Here is a 19,108-nt window from a genome sequence, read left to right as displayed (position 1 = left end):
TCATACCGGCAGGCGAAGTTGAATGCGCCGGGAGAACGGGCAGATCTCGATATAGGAGCCGGCGACCCGCCAGCCGGTTTTTTCGCTCACCCGGATCGAACTCTTGTGGCTGTGCCAGATCCGGCTGTACAGGCGGGTGAAGCCCCGTTGCGACATCAGGTAGGCCGTCTGCCTTTTCAGCAGGGCCGCATACCCCTGCCCGCGATGCTGGGGCAGGGTGTACAGCCCGGTCGATTTCGCCGCCCCCTCGGGCAGTCTCCAACTGCGCCCCTGGCGTTCGGCCTCGTAACGCGCCCCCCACCAGTACCATTGCACTGCCACGAGCTCATCGTCGCGAAAAAGGCCGAACCCCTGGGCCCCTTCGCCGCCGAATTCCCGACGCTGGAGCATCCCTTCATCCACCACGCCGTCCAGGTCCTCGGGGGTGATCGGCTCGACCCGGATACCTTCGGGCAGTTCGGCCGCGGGTTGCGGGAGATCGATATAAAAGACCTTCCAGTACTGGTAATCGCCCAGCCCCAGGTGCAGGGCCTCCTTTAAAAGGCTGCGCGGACTATAAACATTGACGGTGGCCACACGCTTCCCCTATTACGCCCTTCGCGACCCAGGCAATCACCCGATATGGCCGCCCTGGCTTTCGACGCACGCCATGACGCAAGTGCAGTTTGACGATGCGGTTTTGATAAATCGATCCTGGAGGCCGGTTCTGGCTGTGATTTCATATTTCGACAGGAAGCGATCATTAATCAGTGTCTCCCTAGCATATATCGCCACGTTGCGATTGTCGGTACGGTTTTTTTGGTACGCGAAAGCCCTTTCGGCGCCGTTTCAAGCTGCTAGGCTGAAATGTCCGGATCAGGTTTGTTCAGGGGCAATGAGATCACTCAATCAGGCGGGACAAATAGGGCGTTCTTGCAACGAAGAGGCCGGGTGCGGTCGCGCGTTTGTTTTTGTTTGGGGAGGGTATCGTGGGTAAAGTGTTCGGGTTGATGGTATCCGCGCTCTATCGTTCCAATCATATCGTTGGGCACTTTTTCCGTTCCGATGTCTGGGGACAGTTTCAGGCGGTCGCCGACCACTATGGTCCGTCGGTCCCGGTCATCGCCCGGAGGGTGCTGCGGTTGTACGGGGCCGCCCGCTTTCTGTCTGGTGAGGTGCTGTTTCGAGGGCTGCGGAACAAGCGTGTTCCGATGCACGAGCGGTTGGCCAATGCTGGCGATGAGCGCGTGCAAGGGTTCCAGTTCGCTGTCAATTCGTCGCATGCGCCGCTATGTCGCAACAAGCATGTGAACCAGCGAGACCGCATTCAGGACCACCCGTGGCCCTGGCGGGGGAAGCGATGGCTTTCGTAGAGGTCATTGGTCGCCAGTGCCTGGGGCAGGCGTCCCATCACCTGGACTTCGACTGGGTAGCCGGAGGCCCGACGCTCGTCGCGGGCTGGTCATTCGACGGGGCGAGTCTGTCCGTCTCAGCCGATCGGCTCGGGTTTATTCCGTTGTTCTATGCCCGTGAGGGCCGTCGCCTGATCGTGGCCGACTCCCTGCGGGAGGCCGCGGCGCGCTTGTCGGCCCCCGCCTTTGACGACGAGGCCATCGCGGTCTTCATGGCGCTGGGTTATCTCGTGGGTGACCAGACTCCGCTGGCGGGCGTGAAGGTTCTGATGCCCGGGGAGACCCTGCTGTGGCGTGAGGGTGTGCTCTCCGGCGAGCGCCCCGCCATCCCCCTGATGGCCGCTTTCCCCGGAGACCCGCACGAGGCGCGGACACGGTTCGCGGAACTCTTTGCGCGGGCGATCGAGCGGCGTGCCGCTGGCGGTGTGGGGCGCCTGCCGCTGTCCGGGGGCCGCGACTCGCGCCATATCTGTCTGGAGCTGGCGCAACAGGACACCCCACCACCCCGAACCCTGGTCCTGCGGGCGAAGAGAGGGGACGAGAGTGGCGTGGCGTGTGCGCTGTCCCAGCACCTGGGGATTGAATGTCAGGTGATCGACAATCCCCAGGATTGTATCGCCGCGGAGCGACAGAAAAACCGCCTGAACCACTACTCCACCGACGAGAACAGCTGGTACCTCGCGTTGATGCCGCATCTGGACGGCCCGGTATTCGATGGCCTGGCCGGTGACGCCTTGAGCAACGGCAACTATTTCGACCCGCGAACGGCCGAGTGCCTGGATGCCGGTGATCTCGAAGGGGCGGCGAATCGTGTGCTGATGGCGGGCAGTTACACATCGTTTCTGAAGCGGCCGTTTCAGGACCGCTGGCGCCTGCAGGTCGCTCATGATGCGATCATCCGCGAGTTGGCCATGCACGCCGGCGCGCCCGACCCGGTTAAGTCGTTCCTGTTTTGGAACCGGATCCGCCGCGAGATCGCCCTGTTGCCGATCGCCATGGCCGGACAGCAGCAGGCCGTCTGCCTGCCCTATCCAGACCCGGACGTGCTGGAGTTCCTGCTGAGCCTGCCGTGGCAGTCGTTCGCGACGCGCGCGTTCCACGATGAGGTGATCCGGAGCCGTTATCCCCACGCCGCGCATATCCCGTACAGCCAGAAGGCCACGGGGTCACCGCCACGGGTCGAGTGGGCGAGTCTCAGCCGCAGGGTTTCGCATCTGGCGCGGCCGTTGTTCAATGCCTTTACGCGCCCGGAGCGGGTCGTCGGGTACACCCTCGAGGCTCTGCGCACGGGCCATATCCGCCCGCTCACGCCGACCTTCGTCAAGGTGATGCCGCTCCTCCAGGCGGTTCAGGAGCTGGGGGTCGACCCTCACCGCCACCAGGCGGCTGCCCACCCAACCGGAAAGGCTGCCTGATGCGCCGGCTCGCGCGTCGAAGCACCGTCTGGTTGCCGGCCATCCTCGCGCTGGCGCTTGCGACCAGCCAGGCAGCGGCCAGTGAAAGCGCGTTGGGGCGGATGGCGGCGAGCCTGCAGCCGGGGGAACTGGCCCCCCTTGATGCCGGTTTGCCCGAGGGGTTCCAGCGCTATCATGACTTTCTGCGCGCCTACTCGATTGATCCGGATACCTGGAACGACAGCGCTCACTGGGACCCCGAGCGACGCCAGGCCTTCATGTTTGGTGACCGAGGATCCACGCCGGTGTTCATTACCTATAGCGAGGATCAACATGAGTGGCGGTATCTGTCTGCCGAGGGCCCGCCCCCCTTCGCGCATGTCTATGGTGGTGTGGCGCTCGACCCCGAGCGGGGCCATTACTACAAGATCAGTGCCGGCCGCTCGCAGCGCACTCTGCATCGCTATTCCATTGCGGAGGATCGCTGGGAACTCGCGACGCGCAGTCTGCCCGGGCCCGGCGGGGGGTGGGAGCACACCGATCCGATCGAGTGGCACGACGCACTGGACCAGCTGATCTACATCCGCGAGAACCAGGTTTACGGCCTCCGCGATGGTCGCTGGACTGAACACGGCAAGGTCGCGGTCGATGGCTATCACTCTTCGGCCCAGTACAACCGCGTGCGCGACGAGATGCTGTTCATCGGCGGCAACAAGTCGCGCAACAAGGTCTCCCTGCTCGATGCGAATGGCGCAGTGCGCGATCTTGGCGATGCGCCGTTCGTGTTCGGCATCATGAACGGAAGCCTGACCTACGATCCGCAAACGGGGAACTACTTGGTGCTGCGGGCCGGGCGGGCGCGGGAGTTGTGGGAGCTCGATCCGGATCGGGACGAATGGCGCAAGGCCGCCGATTGGGGGGGGCAGCGCTGGCCCTTTGATCGTTATGGCGGGATCGTGCCGGTGCCGATAGACGACCACGGTGTCATCCTCTGGCTCAACCAGGCCGGCCCGCTGCTGCACCGCCATCAGTCCGCGTTCGGGCAGGAGCGCACGGGGGTCACGTTGCCACCACCGGCCGATGGGCGAGCGGAGTTCCTCTGGATCTCGGCGAGCGAACCCGCGCCGGAGCGACGTTCACAGCTGTACGACATCGCCGAGACCTTGGAACCGGGCGAGTTCCGCCGCGTGGAGACCCAGCTGCCGGACGGAGTCCCGGACATGGCGCGCATGAACAACACCCAGTGGCATGACCCGGACAAGCGCGGCACCTTCGGGGTGGGCTGGACCGACCGCCACATCTTCGATCCGGAGACCGGGCGGCTGTTCAATATCCTGATGCGCGACAATTCCGTCCGCTCGGTGACCTGGCTGGAGCCGGATCTGACCTGGGCCGGCGTCGTGGCCCCGCCGGGGCTCGATTATGACGGGGGCGAACGGCGCCCGTACAACCGCCTGATGGATGGCGGTGATGGCTACCTGTACTTCTCGCCGAGCGAGCCGCGCCGCTCCGACATTGGCCGCCTGGTGCGCGCCCCGTACACCGACCCGACGGCCTGGGAGGAGGTCGGCCTGGGTGCCGGCCAGGGCAATGCGCATGCAGTCGGCGATCACTCGACCGTGTGGCATCCCGACATCGAGAAATTCGTCCTCTATACGCTGGGCTCCGCCAGCTACGACCTTATACCGGGTGACGGCATCGAGGCCCACACGATGGGGCAGGTCCGTGTCTGGGGGCATGGCGATCGGGCGTGGACCTATCCCCGGAATCACCCGGATTATCGAGGCCCCGAGGGCCGCACCCAGTCCTCCGGGTATGGCGGAACCATGCTCTACAACCCGGTGCATCGCGAGGTGCTGATCTATGGGGGCATGACCCAGTACGGCGGCAACCACCGCCGCGGCGCCGAGGCCACGGCCACCATCGACCGCGAGGGCCGATTCCAGCGGCACGGGGCCTCCGGACAGGCCTATGTTGCCGGCGGCAGCCGGCTGACCTATCACCCGAAGACCGGGGACTACATCCTGCTGCAGAACAATGCCCGGCAGATGTACATCGGCGATCCGCCCCGCGGCAAACCCTGGCGGCTGATGTACAACTGGCAGCAGGTGGACTTTGCCGATCGCCCGTTTGACCGCTACGAGAACTGGCATCGCGTCACCCCACTGCCCGGGACGGATGTGCTGATCTGGTCCGACCTGCGCCGCGGGATCATCCTGCAGCGCTTGCCCGAAGGCGACTAGGAGACGCGGATTGAATCCCGCGTCTCCCTCACGTTCCGGGGGCGGGTATTCAGTCGCTCCAGCCAAGCGTCAGTCGGTGGGCATAGGGGCCCGGGGGCAGCGGTTTCGGCGGTAGTGCGCAGCCCAGGCCGGGGATGGTCGAGGGCAGGGGGATCTGGACGATCGAGCGTCCGGATGCGGGAAAGAGCACTTCGGTCCACTGACCGGTCACCGGATCCTGCTGCTGAAAGCGCCGCACACTCGGGCCGTTGTCGACCACCAGCGCATGGCCGCCCGGGTTCAGGTAGTGGACCGGGACCTCGCCTCGGCATTCCAGCGCGACCTCCTGGCGCAGTGTGGGCCCGGCGGGGTCCAGCCAGAACGTGATGCGGCCGAACAGGACGGACGAGCGCGGGCGCCGCAGGGCCTCCCCGCGTCCGACGGCCCCGCCGAACCAGCGCCAGTCCAGCGCGGCCAGGCCGCGCCTCCAGAGGGTGCGGGCCGCTGCCCGAAGTACGGGGACCGCGTGGCCATCTTCCAGCCGTACCCGCACGGTGGCCCCCGGCGTATCCACCGTCACCGAGCGAAAATCGGCCAGCGCCCAGAGTTGGTCGCCGATCTGAAACAAAGGTACCCAGCCGGCCAGGGCGGGGTTGCGCAGCAGCGCTTCGGCCTCGACCCGTACCGCCGGCGGGCACAGGATCCGGTCGCGGTGGCGAATGTGAAAGGGCTGACCACCGGCATAGCGCAGCTCGGCCACGTCGCGGCTGAACGCCTGTGGCGCCTGCCCGCGGGTGCTGATCAGGGCACACAGGTCCGGCCCGGCCCGGGCGCACAGTACGCCCGCCTGCAGATCCTGCTGGCAGGCGCCGGTCCGCCCTCCTGCCCATTGAAGATCCTCGACGATCTCCGGCGTCCCCTCGCGGCGCCGCCGGTCGCCGGCCCATGCCAGGACCGCAGCGGCCCAGGCGTTGTAGACCGACAGGTGCATGTAGTTGTCCCATCCCGCGGGACGGTTCCCGGGTGTGGAGGCACGATCCGCGGGCGTCAGACCCAGCAGACCGTCGCCTCTGCGTTGCCGCTCCCATCGCGCCAGCACGCCACGCAGCATCTGCCCGGCCGGGGCGTCCGTCTGCTGTGCCCCGGCCAGCCCGAGCAGATCCAGGCTGCCCACCAGGCAGGCGTCGCCGAACAGGGAGTGGGTGCTGCGGCCAAGACCTCCCGCGTACTCTCCGCCGTCCCAGGTCAGCGCGACCCAGCCATATAGGCGCTGGGTGAGCGTTGCCAGCGCGGGCGTGGGTGCGTAACACAGCGCAATCGAGGCGATCAGCAAAGCCTTGTGGTGGTACGCCATCGGGGTGGCCACGCCCCGTGGCCCCGGGCGGGCCGGATAGTCGATAAAACCGCCGCTGGCGGTCGTCCAGCGTTCCAGCAATGCGGCCAGCCGAGCCGCCGCATGGTCGCGTGGGCGGCCGGGCCGGGCCTCAACCAGACGGCAAAGCTGGGCCAGCAGGGTCCAGTTATTCGACGGATAGTGTCGACTCGGATGGCACCGTTGCAGCGCCTCGTCGAGCATCGTTTCCAGTGCGGGCGTGACAGGTTGTACCCCCGCGATGACCCGTTCCCGCAACAACAGCAGCAACAGGCGGTTGAACGGTGCGTGCCCGGCGTGGCGGCCACAGCGCGTGAGCCAGGCCCGCAATGGCCAGCCCCACTGTTCCATCTCGGGGCCACCCTGCAGGTACAGCGCCAGGGTCGCACTGGTCTGGCCGTAATGGTCCGCGGGGCTCGGCGCCTGCTCGATGGGGTCCCAGAGCCCGGTGTCCGGTCGCACATGGGCTGCGACCGCCTGGGCAAGGCGCTCGGCCCACGGCTGGAGCGTGGAGGCGCCCAAGGTGACGACCTTACCCATGAGCGTGCGTGTACATGAATCCGTGTTTCCCTAGCGCGAGATGCCGGGCGCCCCGGCGGCGCTGTCGGGCTCGGCTCGCGTCGGGAACGTGTTCGCCTGGACTGGTGCGGACACGGGCGCCTCGGCCACGCGGGGTGCTTCTTCCAGTTCGCGGCGCATGATGACGGCCAGGGCGATGAACGCGAACAGCAGGTTGAAGTAGATCACGTCGAGGAAGGCCCCGGCAGCCAGGTAGCCGAGCAACCCCACCTGGATGGCCCAGGCGTATTCCGCCAGCCAGATCTGCCCCGTCTCGAGCCGGGCTCGCTTGCGGATCCGGTTCAGCGAAAAGAACGTGAAGCCGACCAGCAGCAGGAAGGTGGCGAGTCCACCAAAGCCATGTTCGCCCATCAGGCCGAAATAGATGCTGTGCGGCGACAGCACGTGGCGCCAGTCCCCCTCGAAATTCGCGTAGCCGACCCACCAGTCATAGCCGAGGTGGTGGTTGCGAAAGCCCATCCCGGTAAGCGGTCGCTCGGTGGCCATGTTCCAGTTCACGCCCCACGCCTGGATGCGCTGCATGGCGGAACGGTCTTCCTCGTAGGTCTCGATCGTGCCCCAGCGATCCAGAAGACGATCCGGCGCGGTCACTCCAATCACCCCGAAGACCAGCACGCCGGCCATCACCATCGCCAGCTTGTGGCGCATGTGCCAGAACAGGAACGGCGCGACCACCAGGATCCCCAGCAGGGCCCCGCGGGAATAGGTCGCGAGGATCGCGATGGCAGTCAGCCAGAACACGCCGTATACGCCCCAGCTGATCGGCCGGTAGAAGCGCTCCAGGCCCGGGATCTCGAGATCCACCCAGCGCTCGCGGAACAGCCGCGCGCTGATCAGGATCAGCGGCAGCACCATCACCATTGCCAGCCCGATGTACGTGTTCCCGGACAGATAGGAGCCCGGAGGGCCCAGCACCATGTACTGCCCGCCCGTGGACAGCGTGAACAGGCCGCCCTTGAACCCGAAAAATGCGATGGAGAATGTAATAACTAATAACAGCCAGACGATGCGAAGCTGACCGAATATCAGCATGGGTGTGATAAATGTAATCAAGAGGATCTTAAAAACGTGCTGCCAGAAGTCCCATGCACCGCTGGAATTTACCGCAAAATACGAAGTCATGGTGATGTAGCCGAGAAACACCCATAACATCACCATCTCGCGCGTCATCGGCATCGGCCGTCGATCCTTGGCCAGAAACAGCGCGGCCAGCGTTGTCATGCCAATGACGGCGGCTACGGGGAAGCTGCGCATGAACGACCAGGTGAGGCCATGCGGGGCCATCAGGCCGACCCAGAACCAGGCGGGGATGCCGACCCAGGGCCTTGCCAGGATCACCGGGATCAACACCATTATTATAAAAAACAGCAGGTAGTCGCGCATCGCAGAGAATTCCGCTATACAGCAGTACGTGCGTGTCGATTCGAGTTTCGACACATGAAAACGGCGATAGTGTTCGGCCCACTCGAAGAGTAGCCTATTTACCGAGCGAGTGGGTATGGGGTTGTAAAAGATTCGTACTCGGCTGCGTGCCGAATCCACCTTGACGGAGTCCGTTCTGATCATGCGTCACACCACCCTGCTGCACGAAGGCGTTTTGCACAGCGCCGAGCGAAACCCAATGGCCTCGGCCATCACCCATCGGGGGGTCACGCAGTCATACGAGGCGGCCGCCAGCGACATCGAGAACGCAGCCCGACGGCTGCTCGCCACCGGGCTTCAGCGACAGGACCGGGTTGCGGTGTATCTGGACAAATGTCCGGAGGCGGTCCATGCGATGTTCGGGGCCTCGCGGGCGGGAGGGGTGATGGTCCCCGTCAACCCGCTGCTGAAGGCCTCGCAGGTCGCGCACATCCTTCAGGACTGCCGGGTGCGAATCCTGGTCACGTCCGCAGTGCGCTATGCCGCGCTGCGCGATGCCCTGGCGCAATGTCCGGAACTGGACACCATCCTGTTCGTGGACACACCGCCTGACGCCGAAACATCGGGCGGGCCGCGGCTCGAGGCCTGGCAGTCGGCGGCGGATTTCGGGCTGGGCAGGCCGGCCCATCGGGTCATCGACACGGACATGGCGGCGATCCTCTACACCTCCGGCAGCACCGGGCGACCCAAGGGCGTGGTGCTGTCGCACCGCAACCTGGTGGCCGGTGCGCAAAGCGTCGCGCACTATCTGCACAATCGTGCGGAGGACCGCATCCTCTGCGTGCTGCCGTTCAGCTTCGATTACGGCTTCAGTCAGTTGACCACCGCGTTCCTGACCGGGGCCCATGCCACCCTGCTCAATTACCTCCTGCCCCGCGACGTTCTGAAGGCTGTTGGGCAGGGCGGGATCACCGGGCTGGCGGCGGTGCCACCGCTGTGGATCCAGCTGGCCGAGATGGAGTGGCCGGAGGCCGCGCGGCGATCCCTGCGCTACATCACGAACTCGGGCGGCGCGATGCCCCTGAAGACCCTGAAGCGCCTGCGGGCGCACCTGCCGCGCACCCAGGTCTATCTGATGTACGGCCTCACGGAGGCCTTCCGTTCGACCTATCTGCCGCCCGAGGAGGTCGATCGTCGCCCCGACTCCATGGGGCGGGCCATACCCAATGCCGAGGTCATGGTCGTGCGCGAGGACGGCAGCCGCTGCGCCCCCGGAGAGCCCGGGGAACTGGTCCATCGCGGGGCCCTGGTCGCGATGGGCTACTGGAACGATGCCGCGCGCACGGCCCAGCGCTTCCGTCCCGCGCCGGGACAACCCGAAGGCCTGCCGGGCCAGGAGATGGCCGTGTGGTCCGGGGACACGGTGCGGATGGACGAGGACGGATATCTGTACTTCGTCGGCCGGCGCGACGAGATGATCAAGACCTCGGGGTACCGGGTGAGCCCGGTGGAGATCGAGGAGGTCGCCTATGCCACGGGGCTGGTGACCGAGGGGGCGGCGCTGGGTATCGCGCATCCGCAGCTGGGCCAGGCGGTCGTCCTGGTCGCGCTGCCCGCCGAACCCTCGGTGACCCATGACCAGCTGATGGCGCTGCTGCGCGAGCGCTTGCCGGCCTTCATGGTGCCCAGCCACCTGGAGCTGCGGTCGCAGTCCCTGCCCCGCAATGGCAATGGCAAGATTGACCGCAAGGCGCTGGCGGCCGAGTTCGAGGGCCTGTTCCAGGCGGTCGCCCTGTCATGAACCGGGAGGTATCCATGACGTCCGCCCCCCGTCATGCGGCGATGGCGGCCTTCGAGGTGCGCGACCACTCGCTGCTGATCGGCGGGATCCCCCTGACCGAGATCGCCCGCCGCGCGGGCCGGACCCCGTTCTATGTCTATGACCGACAGGTCATGACGCGCCGCGTCCAGGCCCTGCGCCAGGCCCTGCCCCGGGACCTGTCGATCCACTACGCGATCAAGGCGAACCCGATGCCGGCGGTCGTGGGGCATATGGCCTCGCTGGTCGATGGCCTGGATGTCGCCTCCGGGCGCGAACTGCAGATTGCCCTGGACGCCGGGGTGTCCGCGGCCGATATCAGCTTCGCCGGGCCGGGCAAGTCCCCGGCCGAGCTGGAGATGGCGGTAGCCGCGGGGATCACCATCCACCTCGAGTCCGATACCGAACTGACGCGGGTCGCGGCGATTGCCGAGCGCACCGGCAGGGCGCCCTGCGTCGCGGTGCGTGTGAACCCCGACTTCGAGCTGAAGACCTCGGGCATGAAGATGAGTGGCGGCCCCAAGGTATTCGGCGTGGATGCCGAGTGCGTGCCCGAGATGCTGGGGCGCATTGGCGAGCTGGGGCTGCACTTTCGCGGGTTTCACATCTTTGCCGGCTCGCAGAATCTGCGCGCCGAGTCGCTGGTGGAGGCCCAGGGCCTGACCCTCGACCTGGCATTGCGCCTGGCCGACCATGCCCCGGGGCCGGTGGAGACGCTGAACATCGGGGGCGGTTTCGGGATCCCCTATTTCCCGGGCGATCAACCGCTGACCCTGGGCCCCATCGCCGAGCAGCTCGAGAAACGCCTGCCGGAGGTTCGCGCGCGGATGCCGCAGGCCGAGATCATCCTCGAGCTGGGCCGCTATCTGGTGGGGGAGGCGGGCGTTTACGTCGCCGAGATACTGGACCGCAAGGTCTCGCGCGGCCGGGTATTCCTCGTCACCAATGGAGGGCTCCATCATCACCTGGCGGCTTCGGGCAACTTTGGCCAGGTGATCCGCAAGAACTACCCGGTCGCCATCGGCAACCGCATGGGGGAGACGGAAACCGAAGTCGTGGACGTCGTCGGGCCGCTGTGCACCCCGCTGGACGTCCTGGGTCAGCAGATGGAACTGCCTCGCGCGGAGATCGGCGATCTGGTGGTGGTCTTCCAGTCCGGGGCCTATGGCTACACGGCCAGCCCCAGGGGTTTCCTCAGCCACCCGGAGCCGGCGGAGATCCTCGTCTGACGCGAGGGGTCCGCTGTCAGGCGTGCCCGGCCGCCAGCTGCTGGAAGTGCGTGCTGCCGTCGACCAGCATCTCCCAGCGGCCCTGGTCGACCAGACGCCCGCTATCGAGCACGTAGATCTGATCGCAGGGTTTGACGGTGCTCAGCCGGTGCGCGACCAGGATGATCGTCTTGTCGCCGCTCAGGTTGTGAATGGCGTCCATCACGGCGCGTTCGGTGGCGTTGTCCAGGGCGCTGGTGGCCTCGTCGAAGAACAGCACCGCCGGGTCGCGGTAGAGGGCCCGGGCAATGCCGATGCGCTGACGCTGTCCGCCGGACAGGCGGGTCCCGCGTTCCCCGATCAGGGTGTCGTAGCCGTGCGGGAGGTCGTTCATCACGAAGTCGTGCAGGTTGGCCAGGCGCGCGGCCCGCTCCACCGCGGCATGATCGATCTCGGCCTCCGGTACGCCCAGGGCGATATTGGCGGCGACACTCTGGTCGGCCAGGAAGATGTGCTGCGGGACATAGCCGAGTGCCGCCTGCCACTGCCGCACGTTCGCTGCGGTGAGTGGCTGCCCGTCGACCAGAATCGCTCCCTCGTCGGGTTCCAGCAGCCCGAGCAGGACGTCCACCAGTGTGCTCTTGCCGGCCCCGGACGAGCCCACCAGCCCGATGGTCGTGCGGGCCGGGATCTCCAGCGAGAGGTGATCCAGCGCAACGCGGTCATGCTGGGGGTAGCGATAGGTCACGCCCTCGACCCGAATGGCCTGCTGCGGCGCCAGTGCAGCAGAGGCCTCGCCGCGCGGGGGCAAGACGTCGCCGCCGCGATCACCCAGATCCTTCAGGATGTTGTCGACCGCCGCAAAATTGAAGCGCAGGGCGGCCACGTTCTGGAAGATCTTCTGGAAGGCGGGAATCAGTTGCTTGCCCGCCAGCGCATACAGGCCGAGCAGGGGGAGGGCCTGGGCGAGCCCCCCGTCGCCGGCCATCAGGTACAGCACGAGCAGCAGTACACCACCAAAGGCGATCGCCTCGATCGCGTACTGCGGGGTGTCCTGCAGGAGCACCGCGTTCGCCTGGTGCCGGGCGTAGCGCCTGGACGGGTGGCGGTAGCGTTCCAGGTAGTCGCGCTCGCGTCCTAGCAGGCGGATCTCCTTGGCGCCCGCGAAGGCCTCGGCCGCCGCCGTGAAGCGCTCGCGGTTGGCCTCCACCCGGTCCTGCCCGATCCGGTTCAGCCAGATCCGGGCCACGATGTAGATGGCCGCATAGACGCTGCCCAGACCCAGGGCCACGATGAGCGCGAGCCACGGCTCGACCAGGATGAGCAGGGCGATGATCGAGACCGCCAGCAGACCCTGGCTGACCAGGCGCATGGCCGGCATCACCGCGCCACTGATCGCGTGCGTGGTCTCCTGCAGGATCGTCTTGGCCAGGTCGCCCGAATTGCGGTGCAGGAAGAAGGTGTAGGGCCGTCGCAGATAGTCGGCCATCAGGCGGCGCGACAGTTCGTACTGCTGCATGTGGGAGAAGCGCGTGATCGACCACTGCGTCAGCGCCTGCAGCAGCGTCCCGAGCATGAACATTACAAACGCGGCTACCCCCAGAAAGTAGAGAAACTCTCCGGTCGACTCGAAACCGAGGGTGTTGTACGCCTCGTTTAACAGCGCGTGGCCGTGAACCATGTCCGGATCGGACAGCACCGCGAGAAACGGCATCACCGAGGCGACGCCCACGGTCTGCATGAACGCCGCGACGATCATCAGGATCACCAGCAGCCCGACCTTGCGGCGATCCCGGGGGTGCAAAAGGGCGTTCAACTTGCGCAAGGTTCTGAACATGTAATCAACCGGTTTTCAGCATCGGGACCCCTATGACGTATAGCGTTTTTTTACCCTCGTGGAAACGGGAAAGTGAGGCCTGACGGGGCGGAATGGTCCGTTAATTACAAAACTCATGCGGCCGTCCAAACCGGAATATCAGGTAAATCCCCCGCGGTCGGGATTGCGTGATTTAACCGGTTTCCGGATTCTCCCAGAAGAGGGTGGACAGCCAGCTTTCGGCCAGTATTCAAGTAAAAACTGCCGCCAGCAGGAGCGGCCTCCATCCCGTACATTTGTGACTTCAAGGAGTGGTCGGATGGCCATGGACGAGTTCGGTTTGCACGCCGGTTTCCTGCGCGCGGCTAGGCAGTTCGCGGACCGCCCGGCGCTGGATGTGGAGGGGGGCGAGATCCGCTACCGGGATCTCTACGCCGCCAGTGCCAGCCTGGCTTCGGGCCTGCAGGCCGTCCTGCCCGCCGACGGGCCGCGGACGATCGGCGTCCTGGCCCAGCGCTCGCGCATCCTGTACCAGGGCCTTCTGGGGGTGCTGATGGCCGGGCACACGCTGGTACCCCTGAACCCGTCCTTCCCCCCCGAGCGAACACGGCGGATGGTCGATCTGGCCGGCTTGGGGGCCTTGGTCGTGGATGCCACGGGGATGCAGTCGCTGGATGGCTGGCTGGGGCCGGAGCATTCCGACTGTGCGATCTGGCTGCCGACCCGGGAGGACTGCGATGCCTTTCAGTCCCGCTGGCCCGGGCATGCCTTTTATGCCCTGGACGCGGCCTCGCCCCCCGAGGGATGGTCGCCGGCACGGGTCAATCCCGACGATCTCGCCTGTCTGTTCTTCACCTCGGGCAGTACCGGTGTACCCAAGGGCGTGGCCGTGCGTCATCGCAATGCGGCCCGGTTCGTCGCCATGTCGCGGGAGCGCTATGACCCTCTGGGGCTGAGCGAGAACGATCGTTTCTCGCAGTTCTACGACATTACCTTCGACTCCTCGATGTTCGACCTGTACGTGGGATGGGCCTACGGGGCGTGTCTTTGCTGCCCCTCCGCCCGCGAGTGGTTCAACCCCAACCGCTACATCGCCGACAAGACCCTGACCGTCATCGACATCACGCCGTCGGCCGGCCACGGCATGAGTCGCCGCAACGGCTGGGCCCCCGGCCGTTTCCCCCAGCTGCGGCTGTGTCGCTTTGGCGGCGAGGCCCTGTCGGCGGAACTGGCCAGGATCATGGCGGCCGCCGCCCCCAACGCCACGATCGACAATGCCTACGGGCCGACCGAGTGCACCGTCGATGCCTGTTTCTACCGTTGGGACCCGGCGCGTTCGCCTGCCGAGTGCACCCACGGGATGGCCCCCATCGGCTATCCGGGCAACCAGGTCGGGGTTCTTGTGGTCGACGAGGCCTTTCACGAGGTGCCGGAAGGGGGCGAGGGCGAACTCCTGATCAGCGGGCCGCAGGTCAGCGCCGGGTACTGGAAGGACCCGGAGCGCACCGCGGCCGCATTCATCCGGCTCGGGGACGACAGCACCCTGTATTACCGCACGGGCGATCTCGTGCGGCGCCCGTATCCCGGAGAGCCCCTGCAGTTCCTCGGACGCTTCGATCACCAGATCAAGATTGGCGGCGTGCGCATCGAGCTGGGAGAAGTCGAGCAGGCCCTGCGCGAGGCTGCGGCGACCGACCAGGCCGTTGCGGTCGGCTGGCCGCGTACCGCAAGTGGAGCCTCCGGCATCATCGCCTTTGTGGTCGCCGAACACCTGGACGTGGAGGCGATTCGTGAACGACTGAGGCAGCGGCTCCCCACCGTAATGGTGCCGCGGGAGATCCATCTTCTGGACGAACTGCCGCTGAACGCGAATGGCAAGGTCGATCGCAAGGTGCTCGTCGATATGCTGCAGGCGGCCGAAGCGTGAATAACCCAGCGCTTTCAGGCCCTGCCACTGCGAGGGCAGCGAGATGATGGATGCGCTGGTTCAGTTGCGCTCCTCCCTGCACCGGCATGGCTGGTGGCGCACCCTGGCCCTCATCCCGCGGAACGTCCTGTTCCGGCTGACGGACTTCGACCGCAAGCATGGCACCAATACGGGCATCCAGGCCGGGGACGACGCGGGTCTGCCGCAGGAGCACGAGGGATACGAGGGGGCCCCGCCGCGTCTGTTCCACAGGATCATCCGCTCCCTGGGCATCGCCCCCGCGCGCTATGCGTTCATTGATCTGGGGTCGGGCAAGGGAAAGGCGCTGCTGCTCGCATCGCATCATCCGTTTCGCCGGATCATCGGGGTCGAATACAACTCCCGCCTGGACGCGATCGCCGCCGCGAATGCGCGGATCTACCGGCACCCCGAGCGCTGCATGCACCGGATCGAGACCGTCTGTGGCGACGCCGGCGCGTTCGGGTTGCCGCCGGGCGACCTGCTGATCTACCTGTTCAATCCCTTCAAGGCCGCGATCATGGAGCGCGTGCTCGCGAACCTCGAGAGCGCCCTGCAGGCCGACGGAGAGCGGGACGTGCTGGTCGTGTACCAGAACCCGACCCAGCGAAGGCTGCTGGACGAGGCCCCATTTCTGGAGCGCGTGGCCTACCGGGAGTACCGCACCAGGCGGCTGCGAAAGATGCCGATCGGCCGTGTCGCGGTTTATCGAAACCGCCGAGATTAGCTCCGGGCGAACAGGGCCTTCACCGTACTGGCCCCCAGATACCCCCAGGTCTTCATGCGTCCCGGTCGGCGCACCAGGGCCTGAAAGAACGCGCGCCGGGCGATCCGTGGGTCTCCCTCCCAGTAATGGTGGTAGCCGAAGGTGAAACAGGCATCACCCAGGCGCTCGCGGACCCGGGGCCAGGGGGTCTTTTCGCCATTGGGCCCCACCAGACCCCAGCGACCCAGCGCCCGCTGGACCACTTCGACCTCGTAGTTCACGTCCGGGTATCGGGTCATGCAGCCACGCCCGTGCAGGCGATAAAGGGCGGTGACCCGGTCCAGCTGGCGGTACTCGGTCAGTCGCGAGGCTCGAATCCAGTAGTCATAGTCCTGGCCGCGCTTGAGCTGCGGGTCGAACGGGCCGACCTGTTCCACCAGCTCGCGCCGCATCATCACCGTGATCGTATGCGGCAGGGATTCCATTAACAGCTGGTTGTACACCCAGCCCGAACCCTCTGGGACAATCTCCGGCACCTCGGTCACCGGAACCGGGGGATCGGCCAGGGTATGGGGCGGGGCGAACTGTCCGCTGGCATCGGGCTTCCACGCCAGAAAATCCGTGTGCACCAGGCCGATCTCCGGGTGCTGCTGCATGTACAGCACCTGGGCGGTCAGCTTGCCGGGCAGCCAGACATCGTCGGAATCGATAAAGGCGATGAAGTCGCCCTGGGCAGCCGCGATGCCGGTATTGCGGGCTACGGCCGCCCCCTGGTTCTGCTGGGTCAGCAGCGTCAGACGATCGCCATACCCGCGCAGGATCTCGACCGTCCCGTCGGTCGAGCCGTCGTCCACCACGATGAGTTCGATGCCGGGGTAGTCCTGATCCAGGACGCTGTCGACGGATTCGGCAATGTAGGCCGCCGTGTTGAAGGCCGGCATGATCACCGACACCAGTGGCTTGCGGGGGAGCCTCTCCGGCTCGGCCGGGAGTACGTTGTGCGCCAGGGAAGCTTCCATGGGCGGCATCATCCCGGGCTGGGCCCTGGCGCCTGGCGCAGCCAGTCATGCGTCCATGTCGCAACCTGGTCGCGCCATTCGCGACGGGAAAAGGTGTGGTTCGCGTCCGGCAGTTCGCGCAGGGTCACGCGAGGCTGTCGCAGCAAGCCGTCCCAGGCCGGTGCATGGCTGGCCACATCCCGAAACTCGGCGGCCGTCAGGTCCTCTCCGCTCAGGACCAGCAGGATCGGCCCGCGAAAGCGGCACCAGCCCTCGGCCATCCGGTCCGGCAGGGGCGCAGACGAAACATCGACGCGGCCCTCGTCGGTCGCAGCCGGGGATGCCCCGGTACCACGGCCCAGTACCGTGCCGACCATCCGTCCCAGGGAGCGCAGGGAGGCCCAGGGGTTGAAACGCCCCTTCAGGGCGCCTGACCAGAAGTCGCGCGAAACAAGCCGCTGGAGGTAGTAGGTCTTCAGGTAGGCGCGGGCCAGGCCTTCGTCGGTGCGGACCCACGGGTTGGCCAGCACCAGGCCCGCCACCCGGGGGTCGCGCCAGGCATAGAACAAGGCAGCGGAGGCCGCACCGCACAGACCCCAGATCACGACCTCGCGCATTCCCGGCACCTCGGCCGAGAAGGTATCCATCGCCGCGCGCAGGTCATCGTGCACCTCTTCGTAATCGCGCTGGGCGCCGGACGCGTCGCCCATGCCGCGAAAATCGAAGCGGAACACCGGGATCCCCCGAGCCGCCAGGTCGCGGGCCAGGAGCAGAAACTGGCGATGACTGCCGACGCGATACTGCGGACCGCCCACGGCGATCAGGACGCCCCGTGCGGCCCCGGCGGCGCCAGGGTGAAGGATGCCGAGCAGCTCATCCCTGTCCAGCCGGAAGACGACCGCGCGCTCGTTCACGCCGCCTGCCCCAGGGATACCGTGTGTTCCAGGCAATCCATGGTGTGTTCCAGCAGGGCCGGGACCTCGAGGATGTCCGGCGCATTCCAGAAGGGTTCGCCGAGGACAACGGAGGCGTGAGCTTCCACCCCCTGCTCGCGCCACGCATCCAGCGTCCGGGTGCTCCCCGGGGACAGAGCAGCGCCCTCGCTGTCGCTGACCTCGAACCAGTACACCGGCACGTGTGGAGGTGGTGCCAGGCGGGCCTTTGCCAGTGCCTCTGCCAGTGCCGGCGCCAGGGTATAGCCCGCGACCTCGATGGCTTCTCCCGCCTCCAGTCGGCCGCGCAACTGCCCCGTGCTTTCCTTCTCCCCGCCCATCATGGCGGCGGCCATGCGCAGGCGGAGGAACTGCGTCAGGTGCTGTTCGCCGTTGGTAACCGGTTGCCACAACACGGTCGCCGCCACCGACGGGGCGCGTGTGGCCAGAAGGTCGCTGATCAGCAGGGCGCCCGCGCGCAGTCCCCAGAGGATCAGGGGGCCCTGGCCGTCGGATGCCGCCTCCAGGTGATCCAGGCAGCGCGAGAGGTCGTCGAGCCAGATCTCCCAGCGCGCATCGCCAAAATCGCCACCGCTGTCGCCGCAGCCGTACAGGTCCGGCAGCAGGACGGTGTACCCCTCGCGGGCCATGCGCCGGGCCTGCAGCGCCACCATGCGCCGGGCCTTGTTCAGCTCCTCGGCAAACGGGGGTACGAACAGGACCCGCCCGCGGGCAGGGGCCCGGGCGGCCGGGTGCAGGACATAAAAGATCGGTCCGGCGCAGCCCGGCAGGAAACTGGCGTCCATCTAGGCACCATTCTTGTGTTCAACGAAATCGACCAGGGCGCCGACGGTCTCGAAGGTCTCCGCACTGACGTCATCGTCATCGATCACGATGTCGAACTGTTCTTCCATCTCGTTGATCAAGGAAACCACCGCCATGGAGTCCAGTTCGGGGACCCCGCCCAGCAGGGGGGTGGAGCGGTCAAAGTGCTGGGCGCGGCCGTTCAGGCCGAGGGCGCTGTCAAGCAAGGCCTTGATGTGCTCGAGCGTCGACATGATGCAGATCTCCTGTTCCCTGGTGGCGCATTCCACATACTTCCAGAAGCCCTATTGTGAAAGTTTGTGGCCGACAACTGGAGACCTTGCGGGTACCAAATAATCAATACTTTAAAGTGGTCGGCAGTCCCTCCATCATTGAGTTTTACCTTTTGCCGGGATTTTTGGTTTGCTGGAAGGTAAACGCGGAAACTTGAATATCGGCATGCCCACGGGAGCCATCACAGGCGGGCACTTGCTGCTGTTTCCTTGAACGCCGCTTCAGGCGACAGGAAGGCCAATGGCGGGACTATGTGGATGGTTTGG

The 19,108-nt window shown here is 66.2% G+C and carries 15 protein-coding genes; 7 read left to right on the top strand and 8 right to left on the bottom strand.

From position 1 onward, the window contains the following. Positions 1 to 576 carry a GNAT family N-acetyltransferase gene (locus tag F467_RS0101765; protein ID WP_018139526.1) on the bottom strand — a complete coding sequence of 192 codons (576 nt, stop codon included), beginning with the start codon at positions 574 to 576 and terminating at the stop codon, positions 1 to 3. A 392-nt stretch (positions 577 to 968) separates the two neighbouring features. Here F467_RS0101765 and F467_RS0101760 point away from each other — a divergent pair, with 392 nt between their 5' ends. From F467_RS0101760 to F467_RS0101750, 3 genes are read left to right on the top strand one after another with little or no spacing between them, the layout of a single operon-like run. After that, positions 969 to 1,352 carry a hypothetical protein gene (locus tag F467_RS0101760; protein WP_038049765.1) on the top strand — a complete coding sequence of 128 codons (384 nt, stop codon included), beginning with the start codon at positions 969 to 971 and terminating at the stop codon, positions 1,350 to 1,352. Further along, on the top strand, positions 1,340 to 2,806 hold the full coding sequence (locus F467_RS0101755) for a hypothetical protein (RefSeq protein WP_026182232.1): 1,467 nt from the start codon (positions 1,340 to 1,342) through the stop codon (positions 2,804 to 2,806). Before F467_RS0101760 ends, F467_RS0101755 begins: the two co-directional genes overlap by 13 nt. Then, complete coding sequence (locus F467_RS0101750; RefSeq protein WP_018139523.1) at positions 2,806 to 5,028, top strand: hypothetical protein; 2,223 nt, start codon at positions 2,806 to 2,808, stop codon at positions 5,026 to 5,028. Before F467_RS0101755 ends, F467_RS0101750 begins: the two co-directional genes overlap by 1 nt. Before the next feature lie 49 nt (positions 5,029 to 5,077). Here the strand turns inward: F467_RS0101750 and F467_RS0101745 are convergent, their stop codons facing one another. Next, entirely contained in the window at positions 5,078 to 6,919 is a 1,842-nt protein-coding gene (locus tag F467_RS0101745; protein WP_018139522.1) for a hypothetical protein, read from the bottom strand. A 30-nt stretch (positions 6,920 to 6,949) separates the two neighbouring features. After that, complete coding sequence (locus F467_RS0101740; protein ID WP_018139521.1) at positions 6,950 to 8,341, bottom strand: putative O-glycosylation ligase, exosortase A system-associated; 1,392 nt, start codon at positions 8,339 to 8,341, stop codon at positions 6,950 to 6,952. Positions 8,342 to 8,522: 181 nt separating this feature from the next. Between F467_RS0101740 and F467_RS0101735 the strand changes: the two genes are divergently transcribed. Together F467_RS0101735 and F467_RS0101730 are read left to right on the top strand one after the other, a co-directional pair. Continuing rightward, entirely contained in the window at positions 8,523 to 10,121 is a 1,599-nt protein-coding gene (locus F467_RS0101735; RefSeq protein WP_018139520.1) for an acyl-CoA ligase (AMP-forming), exosortase A system-associated, read from the top strand. A gap of 41 nt (positions 10,122 to 10,162) precedes the next feature. Further along, positions 10,163 to 11,368: a pyridoxal-dependent decarboxylase, exosortase A system-associated gene (locus F467_RS0101730; RefSeq protein WP_020610533.1), complete on the top strand. Its 1,206-nt coding sequence runs from the start codon at positions 10,163 to 10,165 to the stop codon at positions 11,366 to 11,368. A gap of 16 nt (positions 11,369 to 11,384) precedes the next feature. On the opposite strand, the gene F467_RS0101725 is transcribed toward F467_RS0101730, so the two are convergent. Beyond that, entirely contained in the window at positions 11,385 to 13,184 is a 1,800-nt protein-coding gene (locus tag F467_RS0101725) for an ABC transporter ATP-binding protein (protein WP_018139518.1), read from the bottom strand. A 298-nt stretch (positions 13,185 to 13,482) separates the two neighbouring features. On the opposite strand from F467_RS0101725, the gene F467_RS0101720 reads away from it, so the two are divergent. Further along, positions 13,483 to 15,090, top strand: a complete 1,608-nt coding sequence (locus tag F467_RS0101720) for an amino acid adenylation domain-containing protein (RefSeq protein ID WP_018139517.1) — start codon at positions 13,483 to 13,485, stop codon at positions 15,088 to 15,090. A 43-nt stretch (positions 15,091 to 15,133) separates the two neighbouring features. After that, entirely contained in the window at positions 15,134 to 15,835 is a 702-nt protein-coding gene (locus tag F467_RS0101715) for a class I SAM-dependent methyltransferase (protein WP_018139516.1), read from the top strand. Here F467_RS0101715 and F467_RS0101710 read toward each other — a convergent pair. Genes F467_RS0101710 through F467_RS0101695 form a run of 4 tightly spaced genes read right to left on the bottom strand, consistent with a single transcriptional unit; the run spans position 15,832 to position 18,802 of the window. Next, positions 15,832 to 16,833, bottom strand: coding sequence for a glycosyltransferase (locus F467_RS0101710; protein WP_018139515.1), 1,002 nt, complete (start codon positions 16,831 to 16,833; stop codon positions 15,832 to 15,834). The two genes, F467_RS0101715 and F467_RS0101710, sit on opposite strands and share 4 nt — an antisense overlap. Before the next feature lie 8 nt (positions 16,834 to 16,841). Further along, on the bottom strand, positions 16,842 to 17,726 hold the full coding sequence (locus tag F467_RS0101705) for a hydrolase 1, exosortase A system-associated (protein WP_018139514.1): 885 nt from the start codon (positions 17,724 to 17,726) through the stop codon (positions 16,842 to 16,844). Next, on the bottom strand, positions 17,723 to 18,550 hold the full coding sequence (locus F467_RS0101700; RefSeq protein WP_018139513.1) for a hydrolase 2, exosortase A system-associated: 828 nt from the start codon (positions 18,548 to 18,550) through the stop codon (positions 17,723 to 17,725). Before F467_RS0101700 ends, F467_RS0101705 begins: the two co-directional genes overlap by 4 nt. Next, entirely contained in the window at positions 18,551 to 18,802 is a 252-nt protein-coding gene (locus F467_RS0101695) for an acyl carrier protein (protein WP_012983883.1), read from the bottom strand. Positions 18,803 to 19,108 lie beyond the last annotated feature (306 nt).

This window comes from Thioalkalivibrio sp. ALJ12 (assembly GCF_000378305.1).
Classification (GTDB): Bacteria; Pseudomonadota; Gammaproteobacteria; order Ectothiorhodospirales; family Ectothiorhodospiraceae; genus Thioalkalivibrio.
This window is presented reverse-complemented; position numbering and strand designations above follow the sequence as displayed.

Coding starts and splice junctions, on each gene's coding strand:
- F467_RS0101755 (WP_026182232.1), top strand. CDS start 1,340: ATGGCTTTCGTAGAGGTCATTGGTCGCCAGTGCCTGGGGCAGGCGTCC.
- F467_RS0101750 (WP_018139523.1), top strand. CDS start 2,806: ATGCGCCGGCTCGCGCGTCGAAGCACCGTCTGGTTGCCGGCCATCCTC.
- F467_RS0101745 (WP_018139522.1), bottom strand. CDS start 6,919: ATGGGTAAGGTCGTCACCTTGGGCGCCTCCACGCTCCAGCCGTGGGCC.
- F467_RS0101740 (WP_018139521.1), bottom strand. CDS start 8,341: ATGCGCGACTACCTGCTGTTTTTTATAATAATGGTGTTGATCCCGGTG.
- F467_RS0101735 (WP_018139520.1), top strand. CDS start 8,523: ATGCGTCACACCACCCTGCTGCACGAAGGCGTTTTGCACAGCGCCGAG.
- F467_RS0101730 (WP_020610533.1), top strand. CDS start 10,163: ATGGCGGCCTTCGAGGTGCGCGACCACTCGCTGCTGATCGGCGGGATC.
- F467_RS0101725 (WP_018139518.1), bottom strand. CDS start 13,184: ATGTTCAGAACCTTGCGCAAGTTGAACGCCCTTTTGCACCCCCGGGAT.
- F467_RS0101720 (WP_018139517.1), top strand. CDS start 13,483: ATGGCCATGGACGAGTTCGGTTTGCACGCCGGTTTCCTGCGCGCGGCT.
- F467_RS0101715 (WP_018139516.1), top strand. CDS start 15,134: ATGATGGATGCGCTGGTTCAGTTGCGCTCCTCCCTGCACCGGCATGGC.
- F467_RS0101710 (WP_018139515.1), bottom strand. CDS start 16,833: ATGGAAGCTTCCCTGGCGCACAACGTACTCCCGGCCGAGCCGGAGAGG.
- F467_RS0101700 (WP_018139513.1), bottom strand. CDS start 18,550: ATGGACGCCAGTTTCCTGCCGGGCTGCGCCGGACCGATCTTTTATGTC.
- F467_RS0101695 (WP_012983883.1), bottom strand. CDS start 18,802: ATGTCGACGCTCGAGCACATCAAGGCCTTGCTTGACAGCGCCCTCGGC.